Origin of the sequence: Polaromonas sp. YR568, from assembly GCF_943369675.1 — a bacterium.
GTDB lineage: Bacteria > Pseudomonadota > Gammaproteobacteria > Burkholderiales > Burkholderiaceae_C > Polaromonas.
Genome location: NZ_CALROB020000019.1, coordinates 38,987 through 54,211, shown reverse-complemented (window position 1 = coordinate 54,211; position 15,225 = coordinate 38,987). Strand labels below are relative to the sequence as shown.

The following is a 15,225-nucleotide window of genomic DNA, read 5'->3' as shown; positions in this document are numbered from 1 at the left end:
GGTCAGCCCTCGGCCGTTAGAACTGTGGCGACGGTGGTGTATTGATGCGTTTCGCCAGCGGGCGTAGACCACTTGATAACGATATTCACCGAACCAGTCGCCACTACAACGGTGACGATTGTCTGGCTCGCCGGCATCACTTGAGCCACCTTCTTTTTCCAGTCACTGCACGGCCCGTAGGCATCGCAGGCCGTGCTGTCGTATTTCGCAACATTGACAGTGTCCGCCCAGATGGTGCCAGTCAGCTCTCCCGCCAGATAGGATGCATCTGCACGGAATTTGGCATCAGTTTGCGCGCGTGTCATGCCACCCTGCAGCCCGACAAGCCCTAACACGCCAAACATGAATATCAACATGGCAACCAGCACCTCAATCAGCGTGCCTCCTCGCATTGAGTCGGGTCCGCGATTTTCGGGTTTGTTGGGGCGCTGCACCAAGCGGGCAGAGTGGTATTTAGTCATTTTGATATCGCTTAACAACGGCGAGGATCTGTCGTGGCAGTTACAGTCGGATCACACATGCGAACAGATCCGGCGGTGCTGACTACAACCCGCAAACTCCGCGTACCGGCGGTCTTGCCAACATTAATTCGGGCGATAGGCCCACTATTGACGACGCGTCCGAAGCCGTCGAAAGCAACTTGTGTAGCCGCAGTAGTTCCGTCAGCGCGGACGGCAGACACCGTCACATCGCTTCCACCGTCTCCAACGGGGTGGGCGGCTACCAGCCTGGGTGCAACAGTCGTTGACGGTGCGGATGCGCAAGCGCCAACGGGAGAGTCAACACTGATGACCCATCCTCCGCTAGCGCTGGACAACACACAGTCATTCGCCAGGACGGCCTGATCTGCACCTGAGACCAACCAGAAACTGACGGTTTCATTGCGGGTAATAGCCTCACCACGCGCTTGCTGCAAACCATCACTGATCGCACTCGCAGCATTTCTCACTTGCAGGGTGGCAAGCCAGGCGCCAATGCTTGGGACGGCAGCCATCAGGAGTAGCGCCAGCACTGTGACGGTAATCATTACCTCAATGAGAGAGAAGCCGCGAGAACGCACATCAAACTCCATTTCAGCAAGTTGACGTTTTAACGAGCCAGCACGTAGTTGCCACAGCATCCCCCTTAAAAAGGCTTGTCGTCTTGTTGCCCGCCTGGTTGACGGTATATACATGACCAACCGCCCTCGCTGAGGAGCCCGTCGCCGTAATTACATAGGCTTGGCCCGTATTCGAAGTCGTGCACCCGTAGGTAAAATATTTGGCGTCGGAGGGGCTGAAACCATTCCATGTCGATGCCGTGGCATCCGTGGCACATACCGTACCTGTTGTCGCGCCATAGTTTCGATTGTCCTGGTAGTACTGCTCCATCTTGATCCGAAAATCAGACAGATGCGTAAACGCCTCCTGAATCTGACCCCGACGTATGTAATCGTTATAAGATGGAAGTGCCACACCAGCCAAGATAGCAATAATAGCCACCGTTATCATGAGCTCGATCAGTGTAAAACCGCGATTTCGTAACATGGGAAGTTCTCAGTAGTTGCAGAGTTATTGCTTGCATTAGGCAACGTAATTTCGCTATTTCAATGCCGTCACCGACAGCCGGCTTTTAATGGCGGATGAATGGTGTGAAATACACCGAATTCAAACAACATCCGATCATTGATGAATAACGCTATATCGTTGGCGCGCCAAGCCTTGCGCCTGAGCAACCCCAATCCCCGCGTAGGCTGCGTGATCGCCGCCCCAGACGGTGGACTGCTCGGCCAAGGCCACACACAGCGCTCAGGAGGTCCCCATGCCGAAATCATGGCTCTGCGCGATGCGGCGGAGCGCGGTCACTCCGTAGTCGGCGCCACCGCCTATGTCACCCTTGAGCCCTGCTCCCACCATGGCCGTACCGGTCCTTGCTGTGACGCCTTGATTGCCGCAGGCATCAAAAAAGTCGTGGCGTCTATTGCAGACCCCAATCCGCTGGTGTCCGGCCAGGGTTTTGAACGCTTGCGGGCCGCCGGCCTTGAAGTCGAGGTCGGCCCAGGTGCAGAAGAGTCCCGTGAGCTGAATATTGGCTTTTTCAGCCGGATGATCCGGAAAACACCTTGGGTCCGAATGAAAGTTGCTGCGTCTCTGGACGGCAAGACCGCACTCGACAATGGCACAAGTCAGTGGATAACCTCTGACGAGGCCCGCGCTGACGGCCATGCCTGGCGAGCACGCTCGTGCGCGGTACTCACCGGCATAGGCACCGTGCTGCAGGACAATCCGCGCCTGGACGTCCGCCTCGTCGATACCCCGCGCCAGCCGCATCTGGTGGTGGTGGACAGCAGGATGGAAACACCGCTGGACGCCCATCTTTTTATAGCTGGCCGCGCGCTCTACATCTACGCCTCAGAGCAAAATGATGCAAAAAAGGCAGCGCTGGAAGCACGTGGCGCCACTGTTGTTTACCTGCCCGGACTCAATGGCAAGGTGGATCTTGCGGCCATGATGCGCGACCTGGCGCAGCGCGAGGTCAATGAAGTGCATGTCGAGGCCGGGCACAAGCTGAATGGCTCCCTGATACGCGAGGGTCTTGTCGACGAGTTTGTGGTTTATCTGGCGCCCAAAATCATCGGGCAGGGGGCCGGGATGGCCAGCCTGGGTCCGCTCACTGAACTCTCGCAGGCAATACCTCTGCAGTTTCGCTCAGCCGACAGGCTGGGCCCTGACCTTCGCATCGTCGCCAGAGTCGAGGGGTGCGACCGGTTTTAAGTCCTCTTTGGGCTTCGTTCCGTGAGACTGCGCAATCTCTGCGAAAATGCAGTGATGTTTACCGGAATCATTACCGGCTTGGGGCGCATCGTCGCCATCCAAAGCCTGGGCAGCTCTTCAGACCATGGCAAGCGCCTCACCATCGAGGCGCCTGCGGGTTACCTTGATGACGTGGGCTTGGGCGACAGCATTGCGCTCAACGGTGCCTGCATGACGGCCACCACGCTGGACCTCCCGCTCAACCGCTTCACCATCGACATCTCCGCCGAATCGCTGGACAAAACCACAGGCTTGGCCGAAACCGGCCCCATCAACCTCGAAAAAGCCCTGCGCGCCCACGACCGCCTGGGCGGCCACATCGTCTCGGGCCACGTCGACGGCATAGGCAGCGTGACGCATTTCGCCGAGGTCGGCGAAAGCTGGGAACTGCGCATACTGGCGCCGCGCGAACTCGGCAAATACCTGGCCTACAAGGGATCCATCACCGTCAACGGCGTGAGCCTGACGGTCAACCGGGTCACCGACCTGGCCGAAGGAACGGAGCTCAGCATCAACCTGATCCCCCACACCGTACAGAACACCGCGCTGGGCCGGCTGGCCGCCGGTTCCCGCGTCAACCTCGAAATCGACCTGATCGCGCGCTACGTCGAGCGCATGCTGGGCGACACCCACAACAACATCCCCAAAAAGCCCTGACCATGACCACTGCCATTTCTCCTGTTGAAGACATCGTTGCCGACATGCGCGCCGGTCGCATGGTCATCCTGATCGACGAGGAAGACCGCGAAAACGAAGGCGACCTGGTGCTGGCGGCCGACCACGTCACGCCCGAGGCCATCAACTTCATGGCGCGCTTCGGCCGCGGCCTGATCTGCCTGACGCTGACCCGCGAGCGCTGCGAGCTGCTGCAGCTGCCGCCCATGGCGACCCGCAACGGCACCAAACATTCCACGGCCTTTACCGTCTCCATTGAGGCCGCCGAGGGCGTGACCACCGGCATCTCCGCCGCCGATCGCGCCCGCACGGTGCAGGCCGCCGTCGCCAAAAACGCCAGCGTCAACGACCTGGTGCAGCCCGGCCACATCTTCCCGTTGCAGGCGGTGGACGGCGGCGTGCTGATGCGCGCCGGCCATACCGAGGCCGGCTGCGACCTGGCCGGCATGGCCGGCTGCTCGCCGACCGCCGTGATCTGCGAGATCATGAAGGACGACGGCACCATGGCCCGCCTGCCCGACCTGCTGCTGTTCGCGGCCGAGCACGGCCTGAAGATAGGCACCATCGCCGACCTGATCGAGCACCGCAGCCGCAATGACTCCCTGGTCGAAAAAATCGGCTGCCGCACCCTGCAGACCGCTTTCGGCGAGTTCACCGCCCATGCCTTCCGCGACAAGCCCAGCCAGGGCCTGCACCTGGCCCTCGTCAAGGGTGAATGGTCGGCCAGCGACGTTGTCGCCGCGCGCGTGCATGAGCCGCTCTCGGTGCTGGACGTGCTGGAAACCGGCCGCCCCATGCATTCCTGGAGCCTGGACCAGAGCCTCAAGCACATCGCCGATGAAGGGCGCGGCGTGGCCGTGCTGCTCAATTGCGGCGAAAGCGCCGCGCAGTTGCTGGCCCAGTTTGAAGGCACCGCGCGCGCCAGCCAGGCGCCCGAGCGCGGCCGCATGGACCTGCGCACCTACGGCGTGGGCGCGCAGATCCTGCGCGAGTGCGGCGTGCACCGCATGAACCTCATGGGCAATCCGCGCCGCATGCCCAGCATGACGGGCTACGGCCTGGAGATCGTCGGCTACATCACCAGGGACTGATCCTTCAGTCGCTCGACAAAACCATAAATCAATCAAAAGGGAATCACCGTGTTTGGAGCAGAAAAAGGAACCGCCGACAAACTGGACGGCAGAAAACTTCACATCGCCATCGTGCAGGCGCGCTTCAATGAAAGCGTCACCAACGCCCTTGCGGACGCCTGCAAGCATGAGCTCGCCGCCCTCGGCGTGCACGAAGACAACATCCGGCACGTCAAGGTGCCCGGCGCCCTGGAAGTGCCCTGCGCGCTGCAGGCGCTGGCCGAAAGCGACAAGTACGACGCGCTGATCGCACTGGGCTGCATCATCCGCGGCGAGACCTATCACTTCGAGCTGGTGGCCAATGAAAGCGGCGCGGCCGTCACGCGCCTGGCGCTGGACTACCAGTTGCCCATCGCCAACGCGATCCTGACTGTCGAAAACCTCGCGCAGGCCGAGGCCCGCCAGGTCGACAAGGGGCATGACGCCGCCCGCGTCGCCGTCGAGATGGCCAACCTGATCAATGAAATTGCCTGAGCTTTTGCAGAGCCTTCGCTCCCACACCCCTAACCTGACTGGCATTTCTCATGGCTGATCCCATCATCAAACCCAAGCGCCCACCGCAGACCCGCACGGGCCTGACCGACACGGGCGTGAAAAAAGCCGCCGACAAATCGGCACGCACCCGCGCGCGCGAATTCGCCCTGCAGGCTCTTTACCAGCACCTGGTCGGCCGCAATGAAGCCGACTCGATCGACGCCTTCACGCGCGACCTGGTCGGCTTTCACAAGGCCGACTCGGCCCACTACGACGCGCTGCTGCACGGCTGCATTGAAGAAGCCAAAACACTTGACGCCGGCATCACCCCCCTGCTGGACCGGCCCATGGCCGAGATCTCGCCGGTCGAGCATGCGGTGCTCTGGATAGGCGCCTATGAATTCACGCACTGCCTGGACGTGCCCTGGCGCGTTGTCATCAACGAGTGCATCGAGCTGGCCAAGGCCTTCGGCGGCACCGACGGCCACAAATACGTCAACGGCGTGCTGAACAAGATGGCGCCCAATTTGCGCGCCGCCGAAGTCGCCGCCGACAAAGCCAAACAAGCCCCGCGTTGAAAGGCCTGCCGTGAAAATTGCCCGGCGGGCTCAACGCATTGAGCCGTTTTATGTCATGGAGGTTGCCAAGGCGGCCTCGGCGCTGGCGCAGGAATTCGCCCACAGCGACCGGCCCATGATCTTCCTGAACATCGGCGAGCCCGACTTCACCGCGCCGCCCCTGGTGCAGGCGGCCGCGGCCCGCGCGATCTCGCAAGGCACGACGCAGTACACCCAGGCCACCGGCCTGCCGGCGCTGCGCGAGCGCATCAGCGCTTGGTATGCCTCGCGCTTCGGCGCCGACGTGGCCCCCGGCCGCATCATCATCACGGCCGGCGCTTCCGCGGCGCTGCAGCTGGCCTGCCTGGCGCTGATCGAGGCCGGCGACGAAATCCTGATGCCCGACCCCAGCTACCCCTGCAACCGGCATTTCGTCAGCGCCGCCGAAGGCAACGCGGTGCTGGTGCCGACCACCGCGGCCGAGCGCTTCCAGCTCACGCGCGAGAAGGTCGAAGCGGCCTGGAAGCCCCAGACGCGCGGCGTGCTGCTGGCCTCGCCCTCCAACCCGACGGGTACTTCCATCGCACCCGAAGAACTGCAGCGCATCCACGAATTCGTGCACGCCCGCGGCGGCATTACGCTGATCGACGAGATCTACCTGGGCCTGAGCTACGAGGAGCATTTCGGCCACTCGGCGCTGGCCATGCCCGGCGAGCTGGGCCAGAGCGTGATCAGCATCAACAGCTTCAGCAAATACTTCAACATGACCGGCTGGCGCCTGGGCTGGCTGGTGGTGCCCGAAGCGCTGGCGCCGGTGATCGAGCGCATCGCGCAAAACCTCTTCATCTGCGCCAGCGCCGTGGCCCAGCATGCGGCCCTGGCCTGCTTCGAGCCCGAGAGCCTGCAGGAGTACGAGCGCCGCCGCGCCGAGTTCAAGGCGCGCCGCGACTACTTCATTCCCGAACTCAACCGCCTGGCCCTGACGGTGCCGGTGATGCCCGACGGCGCCTTCTACGCCTACGCCGACTGCACCGCCGCGGCCGCGCGCCTGGGTGTCAGCGGCAGCTGGGATTTCGCCTTCGAGCTCATGAAGCGCGCGCACCTGGCCGTTACGCCGGGCCGCGACTTCGGCCATGCCGCGCCCGAACAGTTCGTGCGCTTTTCCACCGCCAACTCCATGGCGCAATTGAAAGAAGCCGTGGCCCGGCTCAAGGCGGTGCTGGCATGAGCCCAGCCGCGCGGGTTTTCAGCTGGCCCCTGCGGGTCTACTGGGAAGACACCGACGCGGGCGGCATTGTTTTTTACGCGAACTACCTGAAATTTTTTGAACGTTCGCGCACCGAATGGCTCAGATCACTGGGCATTGAACAACAGCGCCTGCGTGAAAGCACGGGCGGCATCTTCGTAGTGGCGGAAACCAGCATCCGTTACCATCGTTCGGCCCGCCTGGACGATGAACTGATTGTTACGGCAAGCCTGGTCGAAGCCGGCCGCGCGTCCATGATAATCAGCCAGCAGGTGCTATTAAAAACAGAGCAGCCACCCGGACGGCCGGCGCCACTGCTCTGTGAAGGCAGCATACGGATCGGCTGGGTCGACGCCGCCAGCCTTCAGCCACGGCGCATTCCCGCTTCCATTCTTGACAGCTTAAAAACCGATACGGCAACAACATGAATCAAGACCTGTCCATCGTCAGCCTCATCCTCAATGCCAGCTGGGTCGTGCAGGCCGTGGTGGCGCTGCTGGTCGGCGTGTCCATCGCCAGCTGGGCCGCGATCTTCCGCAAGATCGTCGCACTCAAAAAAGTGCAGAAGCTCAACGACGAGTTCGACCGCGAGTTCTGGTCGGGCACCAGCCTGAACGACCTCTTCGCCGGCGCCGCGCAAAACGCCAAGCATTCGGGCTCCATGGAGCGAATCTTCGCCAGCGGCATGCGTGAATACCAGAAGCTGCGCGAGCGCCACATCACCGACCCCGGAACCTTGCTGGACGGCGCGCGCCGCGCCATGCGAGCCAGCTACCAGCGTGAGCTCGACGCCATCGAGTCCAACCTGTCCTTCCTGGCCACCGTCGGCTCAGTGTCGCCTTATGTAGGCCTGTTCGGCACGGTCTGGGGCATCATGCACGCCTTCACCGGCCTCGCGGCCCTGGAGCAGGTCACGCTGGCCACCGTGGCGCCCGGCATTGCCGAGGCACTGGTGGCCACGGCCATCGGCCTGTTCGCGGCGATTCCGGCCGTCGTCGCCTACAACCGCTTCTCGCACGACATAGACCGCGTGGCCAACCGGCTGGAAACCTTTATCGAAGAGTTCTCCAACATCCTGCAGCGCAACCTGGGCGCGCAATCACCCTCCGGCCACTGAGCCAGAAGGAGACAGCGATGGCAGCAGTCAATTCCCGCCGCGGCCGCAACCGCCGCACCATCAGCGAAATCAACATGGTGCCCTTCATCGACGTCATGCTGGTGCTGCTGATCATCTTCATGGTGACGGCGCCGCTGATCACGCCCAGCATGATCGCGCTGCCCAAGGTCGGCAAGGCGCCCAGCCAGCCGCAGAACCCGGTGCAGATCCTGATCAGCAAGGATGAAGCCGTGCAGATCAAGATCAAGACCGACAGCGTGGCCAGCAATGTGCGCAACGTCGCGGCCGACATCGCGAAGCTGGAGCCGGGCGTGAAGGCCGAGGGCGCGCAGGCCGTGCCCGTGGTCATCAGCGCCGACAAGTCCATCAAATACGAAACCGTGGTCCAGGTCATGGACAACCTGCAAAAAGCCGGTGTGTCGCGCGTGGGCCTTTCGGTGCAGACCGGCGGCAAGTAGCCGCCAGGCCGACCGTCATCCACCCGTAATTTCGCCATGCCCAGCGCCGCAGACCGCCTAGACTTTCTCCCGCCACGTGACGGCGGGTCAGGCCGCGCGTTCGCGCTGGCGCTGCTCGCGCATGCCCTGCTGATCGCCGCCCTGACCTGGGGCGTCAACTGGAAACGCAGCACCCCGGACGTCGCTTTCCAGGCCGAGCTGTGGACCAATGTGCCGGCCCAGCAGGCCGCGCCCAAACCGGTCGAAGTACCCACACCGCCGCCGCCTCCTCCGCCGCCTCCCACTCCGGAAGTCAGGACACCCCCGCCGCCGCCCGAGCCCAAGGTGGACATTGCGTTGGAGCAGGAAAAAAAGCGCAAGCAGGTTCAGCAACAAAAGGAAGCGGAAGCCGAACGCCTGAAAGAAAAGCAGAAGGCTGAACTCCAGGCCAAAAAAGACAAGGACGCGGAAAAGCAGAAAGCCGCCGACAAGAAGGCCCAGGAAGACCTGGCCAAACGCAAGGCGGCGGAAGACGCCAAAAAGCTGGAAGCCCAAAAGGACAACAAGGACGCCGCGCAGCAAAAGGCCGCGCAGGCCGCCGCGGAAAAGCTGCGCCAGGAAAACCTGCGGCGTATCACCGGCATGGCCGGCGCCACCGGCGATGCGGACTCCAAGGGCACGGCGCAAAAGTCCAGCGGCGGCTCCACGACTTATGGCGCCATCGTCAGGGCAGCGATCAAGCCCAACGTGGTGTTCACCGAGGACTTCACCGGCAATCCGATGGCGAAGGTGGAAGTGCGTTTGACGCTGGACGGCACCGTCATCAGCCAGCGGCTGGTTCAATCCAGCGGCAACAAGGCCTGGGATGAGGCGGCGCAGAGCGCCATCGTCCGCACGCGCGTCATGCCGCGCGACGTTGACGGCCGGATCCCCGACACCACACTGATCCTGGAAATGCGGCCGCGCAACTAAAAGCCGGGGCCGGCCGTCTGCCCGGCTTATTCGTAAACGATCTGCACCAGCCCCTTGTCGGCCTGCGCCATCCAGCTGGCCAGCGCCGCGTCGGTCGGGAAGAATTTGGCGGCTTCGCCCAGGTGCAGCTCGGCCGTCGCGCCGCCCGCGGCGTCCTGCCGCCTGAGGCTCAGGCGCACCGGCAGGCCGCGGCTGATCTCACCTTGGTCCGACATCTCGCGGCGCGGCGGAAAATCGCGCACCAGGCGTGAAATATCCGGCGCGCTGCCGTTGACGGCCACACGCAGGTACTTGCCGAACTTGCAGCGCGCGGTTTCCAGGTCCCACACCTGGGTGACCTTGAAGCGGCGGCCGAAGCGCTCGGACGCGCCCTGCAGCGTGCCCTGCACGATCACCAGTTCGTCGTCCTTGAGCAGGTTGCGGTTGGCGTTGAAGGTCGCCTCGTCCACCGAGGCCTCCAGCACGTCGGTCTTGTCGTCGAGCTTGAAGATGATCAGCTTGCCGCGATTGCCGTTGATCACGCGCAGGTCGCTCAAAATCGCGGCCAGCAACTGCGGCTCGCGCGAGTCGATCAGGTCTTCGATCTTGCGTTTGGCGAAGCGGCGCACCTCGGTTTCCACCTCGTCGAACAGATGGCCCGACAGGTAAAAGCCGATGGCGGTTTTTTCCTGCACCAGGCGCGCCTTGACGCCGAAGGGCATGGCCTCGACCAGCGGCGGCTCCTGCGTGCTGGCGGCATGCGAGTCGGACATGTCGAACAGGCCGCCCTGGTTGGCGTTGGCCTCGGTCGCGGCGGCGAATTCAAAGGCGCGGTCCACCGAGGCCAGCAGCGAGGCGCGGTTGAGCTGCAGGTTGTCGAAGGCGCCGCCCTTGATGAGGGCCTCCACCGTGCGTTTGTTGAGGCGGCTGCGGTCCACGCGCACGCAGAAATCGTAGATCGAGGTGAAGGGGCCGCCTTCCTTGCGCGCCGCGACGATCGCGGCAATCGCCTGCTGGCCCGTGCCCTTGATGGCACCCAGGCCGTAACGCACCGAGCTCGCGCTGATGGGCTCGAAGCGGTAGTCGCCGCGGTTGATGTCGGGCGACTCGAACTGGATGCCCATCTTCTGCGCGTCGCCGAACAAAATCTTGAGTTTGTCGGTGTCGTCCATTTCCACCGTCATATTGGCGGCGAAGAATTCGGCGGTGTAGTGCACCTTGAGCCAGGCCGTGTGATAAGCCAGCAGCGCATAGGCGGCGGAGTGCGACTTGTTGAAGCCGTAGCCCGCGAACTTTTCCATCAGGTCGAAGACCTCGTCGGCCTTTTCCTCGCTGAGGCCGCCCTCGCCCGCGCCCTTGCGGAAGATCTCGCGCTGGGCGTCCATCTCCTCCTTCTTCTTCTTGCCCATGGCGCGGCGCAGCAAGTCGGCGCCGCCCAGCGAGTAGCCGCCCAGGATCTGCGCGGTCTGCATCACCTGCTCCTGGTAGACCATAATGCCGTAGGTCTCTTCGAGGATGGCTTTGACCCGCGGGTCCGGGTACTCGGGCACTTCCTTGCCCTGCTTGCGCGCGATGTAGGTCGGGATCAGCTCCATCGGCCCCGGGCGGTAGAGCGCATTCATCGCGATCAGGTCTTCGAGGCGGTCCGGCTTGGCGTCTTTCAGCATGCGCTGCATGCCGATACTTTCAAACTGGAACACGGCTTCGGTCTGCCCCCGTCCGAAGAGTTCGTAGACTTTTCTGTCGTTGAGCGGCAGGTCTTCGAACTTGAAGTCTTTTTGCGCCGGATGCCGCGCGACGATGAAGTCCTTGGCGATCTCCAGGATGGTCAGGGTGGCCAGGCCCAAGAAGTCGAACTTGACGAGACCAATGGCCTCCACGTCGTCCTTGTCGAACTGGCTCACGGCGGAATTGCTGCCGGGCTGGGCGTAGAGCGGACAGAAATCGGTCAGCCTGCTGGGCGCGATCAGCACGCCCCCGGCATGCATGCCGACGTTGCGGGTCAGGCCTTCGAGCTTTTGCGCGAGCTCCAGCAGCGTGCGCACGTCTTCTTCCTTGCGCTCGCGCTCGGCCAGCACGGGCTCCTGCTCCTTGGCCTGTTCAATCGTGATGTGCTGGCCCGGCTTGTTGGGAATGAGCTTGGAGATGCCGTCGCAAAAGCCATAGGGAAAGTCCAGCACGCGGCCCACGTCGCGGATGGCGGCGCGCGCCGCCATGGTGCCGAAGGTCACGATCTGGCTCACGGCCTCCTTGCCGTATTTGTCCTTCACGTAGTCGATCACGCGGTCGCGGTTGCTCTGGCAGAAGTCGATATCGAAGTCGGGCATGGACACCCGCTCCGGGTTCAGGAAGCGCTCGAACAGAAGGTTGTACTGCAGCGGGTCCAGGTCGGTGATCTTCAGCGAATAGGCCACCAGCGAGCCCGCGCCGGAACCCCGGCCCGGCCCGACCGGGCAGCCGTTTTTCTTGGCCCAGTTGATGAAGTCGCCCACGATCAGGAAGTAGCCGGGAAAACCCATCTTCAGGATGGTATTGATCTCGAACTCCAGGCGCTCCACGTAAGACGGCCGCTTCTGGTCGCGCACCGCCGCGTCGCGGTACAGGTGGGCCAGGCGCTCTTCCAGGCCTTCGAACGAGGCATGGCGGAAGTAGGCGTCTATGGGCATGCGCACGCCGTCGACTTCGGGCGTCGGGTAGTCGGGCAGCATGGGCTTGCCCAGTTCAAGCGTCAGGTTGCAGCGCTTGGCGATTTCCAGCGTGTTGGCCAGGGCCGAAGGCACGTCGGCAAACAAGGCCTTCATCTGCTCGGCCGACTTGAAGTACTGCTCGCGCGTGAACTTGCGCACGCGCCGCGTGTTGCCGAGGATTTCGCCTTCGGAGATGCAGACGCGCGCCTCATGCGCCTCGTAGTCCTCGTAGGTCAGGAACTGCACCGGGTGCGTGGCCACCACCGGCAGCTTGAGCCGCGCCGCCAGTTGCACGGCGGCCACCACGTGGCGTTCGTCGTCGGGGCGCTGGGCGCGTTGCAGCTCCAGGTAAAAGCGGTGGGGGAACAAGCCGCCGAAATACAGCGCACATTCGACGGCGCGGGCGCTGTCGCCCTGCAGCAGCGCCTGGCCCACGGCGCCGCCCTGCGCACCCGACAGCGCGATCAGGCCTTCATTGAGTTCCTGCAGCCATTCGAGCTTGACTACCGCCTGGTCGCGCACCACGTTTTTGGTCCAGGCGCGCGTGAGGATTTCGGAGAGGTTGAGATAACCCTGGCGGTTTTGCACCAGCAGCAACAGGCGGGCGGCGGGCGCGTTGGCGTCCTTGCCGGGCACCTGCACCCAGATGTCGGCGCCTATCAGGGGTTTGACGCCTGCGCTACGGCCTTCCTTGTAGAACTTGACGGTGCCGAAGAGATTGCTCAGGTCGGTGATGGCCAGCGCCGGTTGCCGGTCCGCGGCTGCGGCGGCCACGACTTCATCGATGCGGTTGGTGCCGTCAACGACGGAAAATTCGGTGTGGAGGCGCAAATGAACAAACATGAAGGCCATTTTAGGGCCGAGGCTGTCCGCTGAGGCATCACCTGGCCATGCAAGGCCTTGTGTGCCTGCCTACAATTGATCTCATCATGCAAATCCTGAACATTGCAGCCTACAAATTCGTTGCGCTGGACCAGCCCGCCGTGCTGCAGGCCGGCATCACCGAAGTGCTGCAAGGGCGCGCCATCAAGGGCACGGTGCTGCTGGCCGAAGAAGGCATCAACCTCTTCCTGGCGGGCCCGGCCGCCGATATTCATGATTTTTTGGCATGGTTGAAACAGGATGTGCGTTTCGCCGACCTGCAAACCAAGGAAAGCTGGTCGAGCGCCCAGCCTTTTCGCAAGCTGCTGGTGAAGGTGAAGCCGGAAATCATCCGCATGAACCACCCCGCCGTCCAGCCCGCCGCCGGCCGCGCGCCTGCGGTGGACGCCGCCACGCTGAAGCGCTGGCTGGATGCGGGCCACGACGACGCGGGCCGGCCCGTGGTGACGCTGGACACGCGCAACGACTTTGAGGTTGACGTCGGCACGTTCCGCAACGCCATCGATTGGCGCATCAGCAAGTTCACCGCATTTCCAGAAGCACTGCTGGCGCACAAAGATGAACTGGCCGGCAAGACCGTGGTGAGTTTTTGCACAGGCGGCATACGCTGCGAGAAAGCCGCCATCCTGATGCGCGAAGCAGGCGTCGAAAACGTCTGGCAGCTCGACGGCGGCATCCTCAAATATTTCGAGGACAGCGGCCGCGCGCATTTTGAGGGCGAATGTTTTGTCTTTGACGAACGCCGCGCCCTGGACCCGGAGCTCAAGCCCCAGGTCAACCCGCCCGCCAAAGACCTGCATTCAAGGCCTTCCACGCGGCGGACCGAAGTTTTCGGGCTCTTGTCCGACAGCTGAAGCGAACACCGCATGCGAAGCTTTTGAAGCGTTTGCACCCCCTTTCGCCAAGCGTCCCCCTTTTACGGTAGCCATCATGTCCCCAGATCCCTCCCCCGCGCGCCTCCAGGCCGCCCACGCATCGCCCTCCCCTCTTGCCAGGCGCTTTTCCGCCGTGCGCCAGCAAACCGAGGCACTGATCCAGCCGCTGAGCCCGGAAGACTGCCAGTTGCAGTCCATGCCCGACGCGAGCCCGGCCAAATGGCACCTGGCCCACCTGACCTGGTTCTTCGAGACTTTCATCCTCGAACGCTTCGAGCCCGGTTTCATCCCCTTCGACGCCAGCTTTCGTGTGCTGTTCAACAGCTACTACAACGGCGTGGGGGACAAGTACCCGCGGCCCAAGCGCGGCCTGATCAGCCGGCCCTCGCTGGACGAAGTGCTGGCCTACCGCGCACAGGTCAACCAGCGCATGCTGGCGGTGATCGCCAGCGTGGAAGCCGGCGCCGACGGCGCGCAGCGGCGAGAACTCACCGAGCTGGTGACCCTGGGCCTGCACCATGAGCAGCAGCACCAGGAATTGCTGCTCACCGACATCAAACACGCGCTGTCCTTCAACCCCGCGCGCCCGGCCTATGCGAGCCGCTGGCCGCTGGCGGGCATACACCCGCAGCCGGTGGACTGGCTGCGCCACGAGGCCGGCCTGGTGGAGCATGGTTTCGACACGGCACGCGACGGCGAATTCGCCTTTGATAACGAGACGCCGCGCCACAAAACCTATGTGGCGGCCTTCGAGCTGGCCAGCCGGCCGGTGACCAACGGCGAGATCATGGCCTTTATCGCCGACAAGGGCTACCAGCGCCCCGAGCTGTGGCTGTCCATGGGCTGGGACTGGGTCATTGAAAACAAGGTCAGCCTTCCCTTTTACTGGCAGGGCGACGAAGGCGCTTACCAGCACTTCACGCTGCAAGGCCTGATCGATGTAGACCCGAACACGCCGGCCTGCCACCTCAGTTATTTTGAAGCCGACGCCTTTGCCCGCTGGGCCGGCGCGCGCCTCCCGACGGAATTTGAATGGGAGCTGGCCGCGCGCGGTGTGCCCAACAGTTCCTCACCGCAAGGCAACTTTGTGGAGACCTCCGCCTTCCACCCGCTGCCGCTGCAGGAAGGCGGCCGCGGCCTGCCCGCGCAGATGTTTGGTGACGTGTGGGAATGGACGCAGTCCAACTACAACCCTTACCCCGGCTACAAACCGTGGGAAGGCCTGGTGGGTGAATACAACGGCAAGTTCATGTGCAACCAGTTTGTGCTGCGCGGCGGCTCCTGCGCCACGCCGCAAAGCCACATACGCTCGAGCTACCGCAATTTCTTCCCGCCTGATGCACGCTGGCAGTTCAGCGGACTGCGCCTCGCGCGCGACCTCTGAAACTGAGCAAGTCCGAAC

General features: G+C 63.2%; 16 protein-coding genes. 12 read left to right on the top strand and 4 right to left on the bottom strand.

Annotated features, from left to right (window positions below; genetic code table 11):
* Positions 1–2 precede the first annotated feature (2 nt).
* Genes ACLV8F_RS12210 through ACLV8F_RS12200 form a run of 3 tightly spaced genes read right to left on the bottom strand, consistent with a single transcriptional unit; the run spans position 3 to position 1,526 of the window.
* Positions 3–461, bottom strand: coding sequence for a pilus assembly protein PilV (locus ACLV8F_RS12210; RefSeq protein ID WP_411884487.1), 459 nt, complete (start codon positions 459–461; stop codon positions 3–5).
* A gap of 11 nt (positions 462–472) precedes the next feature.
* Complete coding sequence (locus ACLV8F_RS12205; RefSeq protein WP_411884522.1) at positions 473–1,072, bottom strand: GspH/FimT family pseudopilin; 600 nt, start codon at positions 1,070–1,072, stop codon at positions 473–475.
* A 1-nt stretch (position 1,073) separates the two neighbouring features.
* Positions 1,074–1,526, bottom strand: coding sequence for a type IV pilin protein (locus tag ACLV8F_RS12200; protein ID WP_411884486.1), 453 nt, complete (start codon positions 1,524–1,526; stop codon positions 1,074–1,076).
* 129 nt (positions 1,527–1,655) lie between these two features.
* On the opposite strand from ACLV8F_RS12200, the gene ribD reads away from it, so the two are divergent.
* From ribD to tolA, 10 genes are read left to right on the top strand one after another with little or no spacing between them, the layout of a single operon-like run.
* Complete coding sequence (gene ribD / locus ACLV8F_RS12195) at positions 1,656–2,753, top strand: bifunctional diaminohydroxyphosphoribosylaminopyrimidine deaminase/5-amino-6-(5-phosphoribosylamino)uracil reductase RibD (protein ID WP_411884521.1); 1,098 nt, start codon at positions 1,656–1,658, stop codon at positions 2,751–2,753.
* Between the two features lie 54 nt (positions 2,754–2,807).
* Positions 2,808–3,449, top strand: a complete 642-nt coding sequence (locus ACLV8F_RS12190; RefSeq protein WP_411884485.1) for a riboflavin synthase — start codon at positions 2,808–2,810, stop codon at positions 3,447–3,449.
* Positions 3,450–3,451: 2 nt separating this feature from the next.
* Complete coding sequence (gene ribBA / locus ACLV8F_RS12185; protein WP_411884484.1) at positions 3,452–4,558, top strand: bifunctional 3,4-dihydroxy-2-butanone-4-phosphate synthase/GTP cyclohydrolase II; 1,107 nt, start codon at positions 3,452–3,454, stop codon at positions 4,556–4,558.
* Between the two features lie 48 nt (positions 4,559–4,606).
* On the top strand, positions 4,607–5,071 hold the full coding sequence (ribH, locus tag ACLV8F_RS12180; protein WP_411884483.1) for a 6,7-dimethyl-8-ribityllumazine synthase: 465 nt from the start codon (positions 4,607–4,609) through the stop codon (positions 5,069–5,071).
* 50 nt (positions 5,072–5,121) lie between these two features.
* A complete protein-coding gene (gene nusB / locus ACLV8F_RS12175; RefSeq protein WP_411884482.1) occupies positions 5,122–5,649 on the top strand; it encodes a transcription antitermination factor NusB in 528 nt (175 codons plus the stop codon).
* Between the two features lie 10 nt (positions 5,650–5,659).
* Positions 5,660–6,856, top strand: coding sequence for a pyridoxal phosphate-dependent aminotransferase (locus ACLV8F_RS12170; protein ID WP_411884481.1), 1,197 nt, complete (start codon positions 5,660–5,662; stop codon positions 6,854–6,856).
* On the top strand, positions 6,853–7,302 hold the full coding sequence (gene ybgC, locus ACLV8F_RS12165) for a tol-pal system-associated acyl-CoA thioesterase (protein ID WP_411884480.1): 450 nt from the start codon (positions 6,853–6,855) through the stop codon (positions 7,300–7,302). Before ACLV8F_RS12170 ends, ybgC begins: the two co-directional genes overlap by 4 nt.
* Positions 7,299–7,991 carry a protein TolQ gene (gene tolQ / locus ACLV8F_RS12160; protein WP_411884479.1) on the top strand — a complete coding sequence of 231 codons (693 nt, stop codon included), beginning with the start codon at positions 7,299–7,301 and terminating at the stop codon, positions 7,989–7,991. Before ybgC ends, tolQ begins: the two co-directional genes overlap by 4 nt.
* A 17-nt stretch (positions 7,992–8,008) precedes the next feature.
* Positions 8,009–8,449, top strand: a complete 441-nt coding sequence (locus ACLV8F_RS12155; RefSeq protein ID WP_411884478.1) for a biopolymer transporter ExbD — start codon at positions 8,009–8,011, stop codon at positions 8,447–8,449.
* A 36-nt stretch (positions 8,450–8,485) separates the two neighbouring features.
* Complete coding sequence (gene tolA / locus ACLV8F_RS12150; RefSeq protein WP_411884477.1) at positions 8,486–9,400, top strand: cell envelope integrity protein TolA; 915 nt, start codon at positions 8,486–8,488, stop codon at positions 9,398–9,400.
* Between the two features lie 26 nt (positions 9,401–9,426).
* Here tolA and dnaE read toward each other — a convergent pair whose 3' ends face one another.
* Positions 9,427–12,909, bottom strand: a complete 3,483-nt coding sequence (gene dnaE / locus ACLV8F_RS12145) for a DNA polymerase III subunit alpha (RefSeq protein WP_411884476.1) — start codon at positions 12,907–12,909, stop codon at positions 9,427–9,429.
* Positions 12,910–12,995: 86 nt separating this feature from the next.
* Between dnaE and ACLV8F_RS12140 the strand changes: the two genes are divergently transcribed.
* Together ACLV8F_RS12140 and egtB are read left to right on the top strand one after the other, a co-directional pair.
* Positions 12,996–13,802: a sulfurtransferase gene (locus ACLV8F_RS12140; RefSeq protein WP_411884475.1), complete on the top strand. Its 807-nt coding sequence runs from the start codon at positions 12,996–12,998 to the stop codon at positions 13,800–13,802.
* Positions 13,803–13,878: 76 nt separating this feature from the next.
* Positions 13,879–15,207: an ergothioneine biosynthesis protein EgtB gene (egtB, locus tag ACLV8F_RS12135; RefSeq protein ID WP_411884474.1), complete on the top strand. Its 1,329-nt coding sequence runs from the start codon at positions 13,879–13,881 to the stop codon at positions 15,205–15,207.
* Positions 15,208–15,225 lie beyond the last annotated feature (18 nt).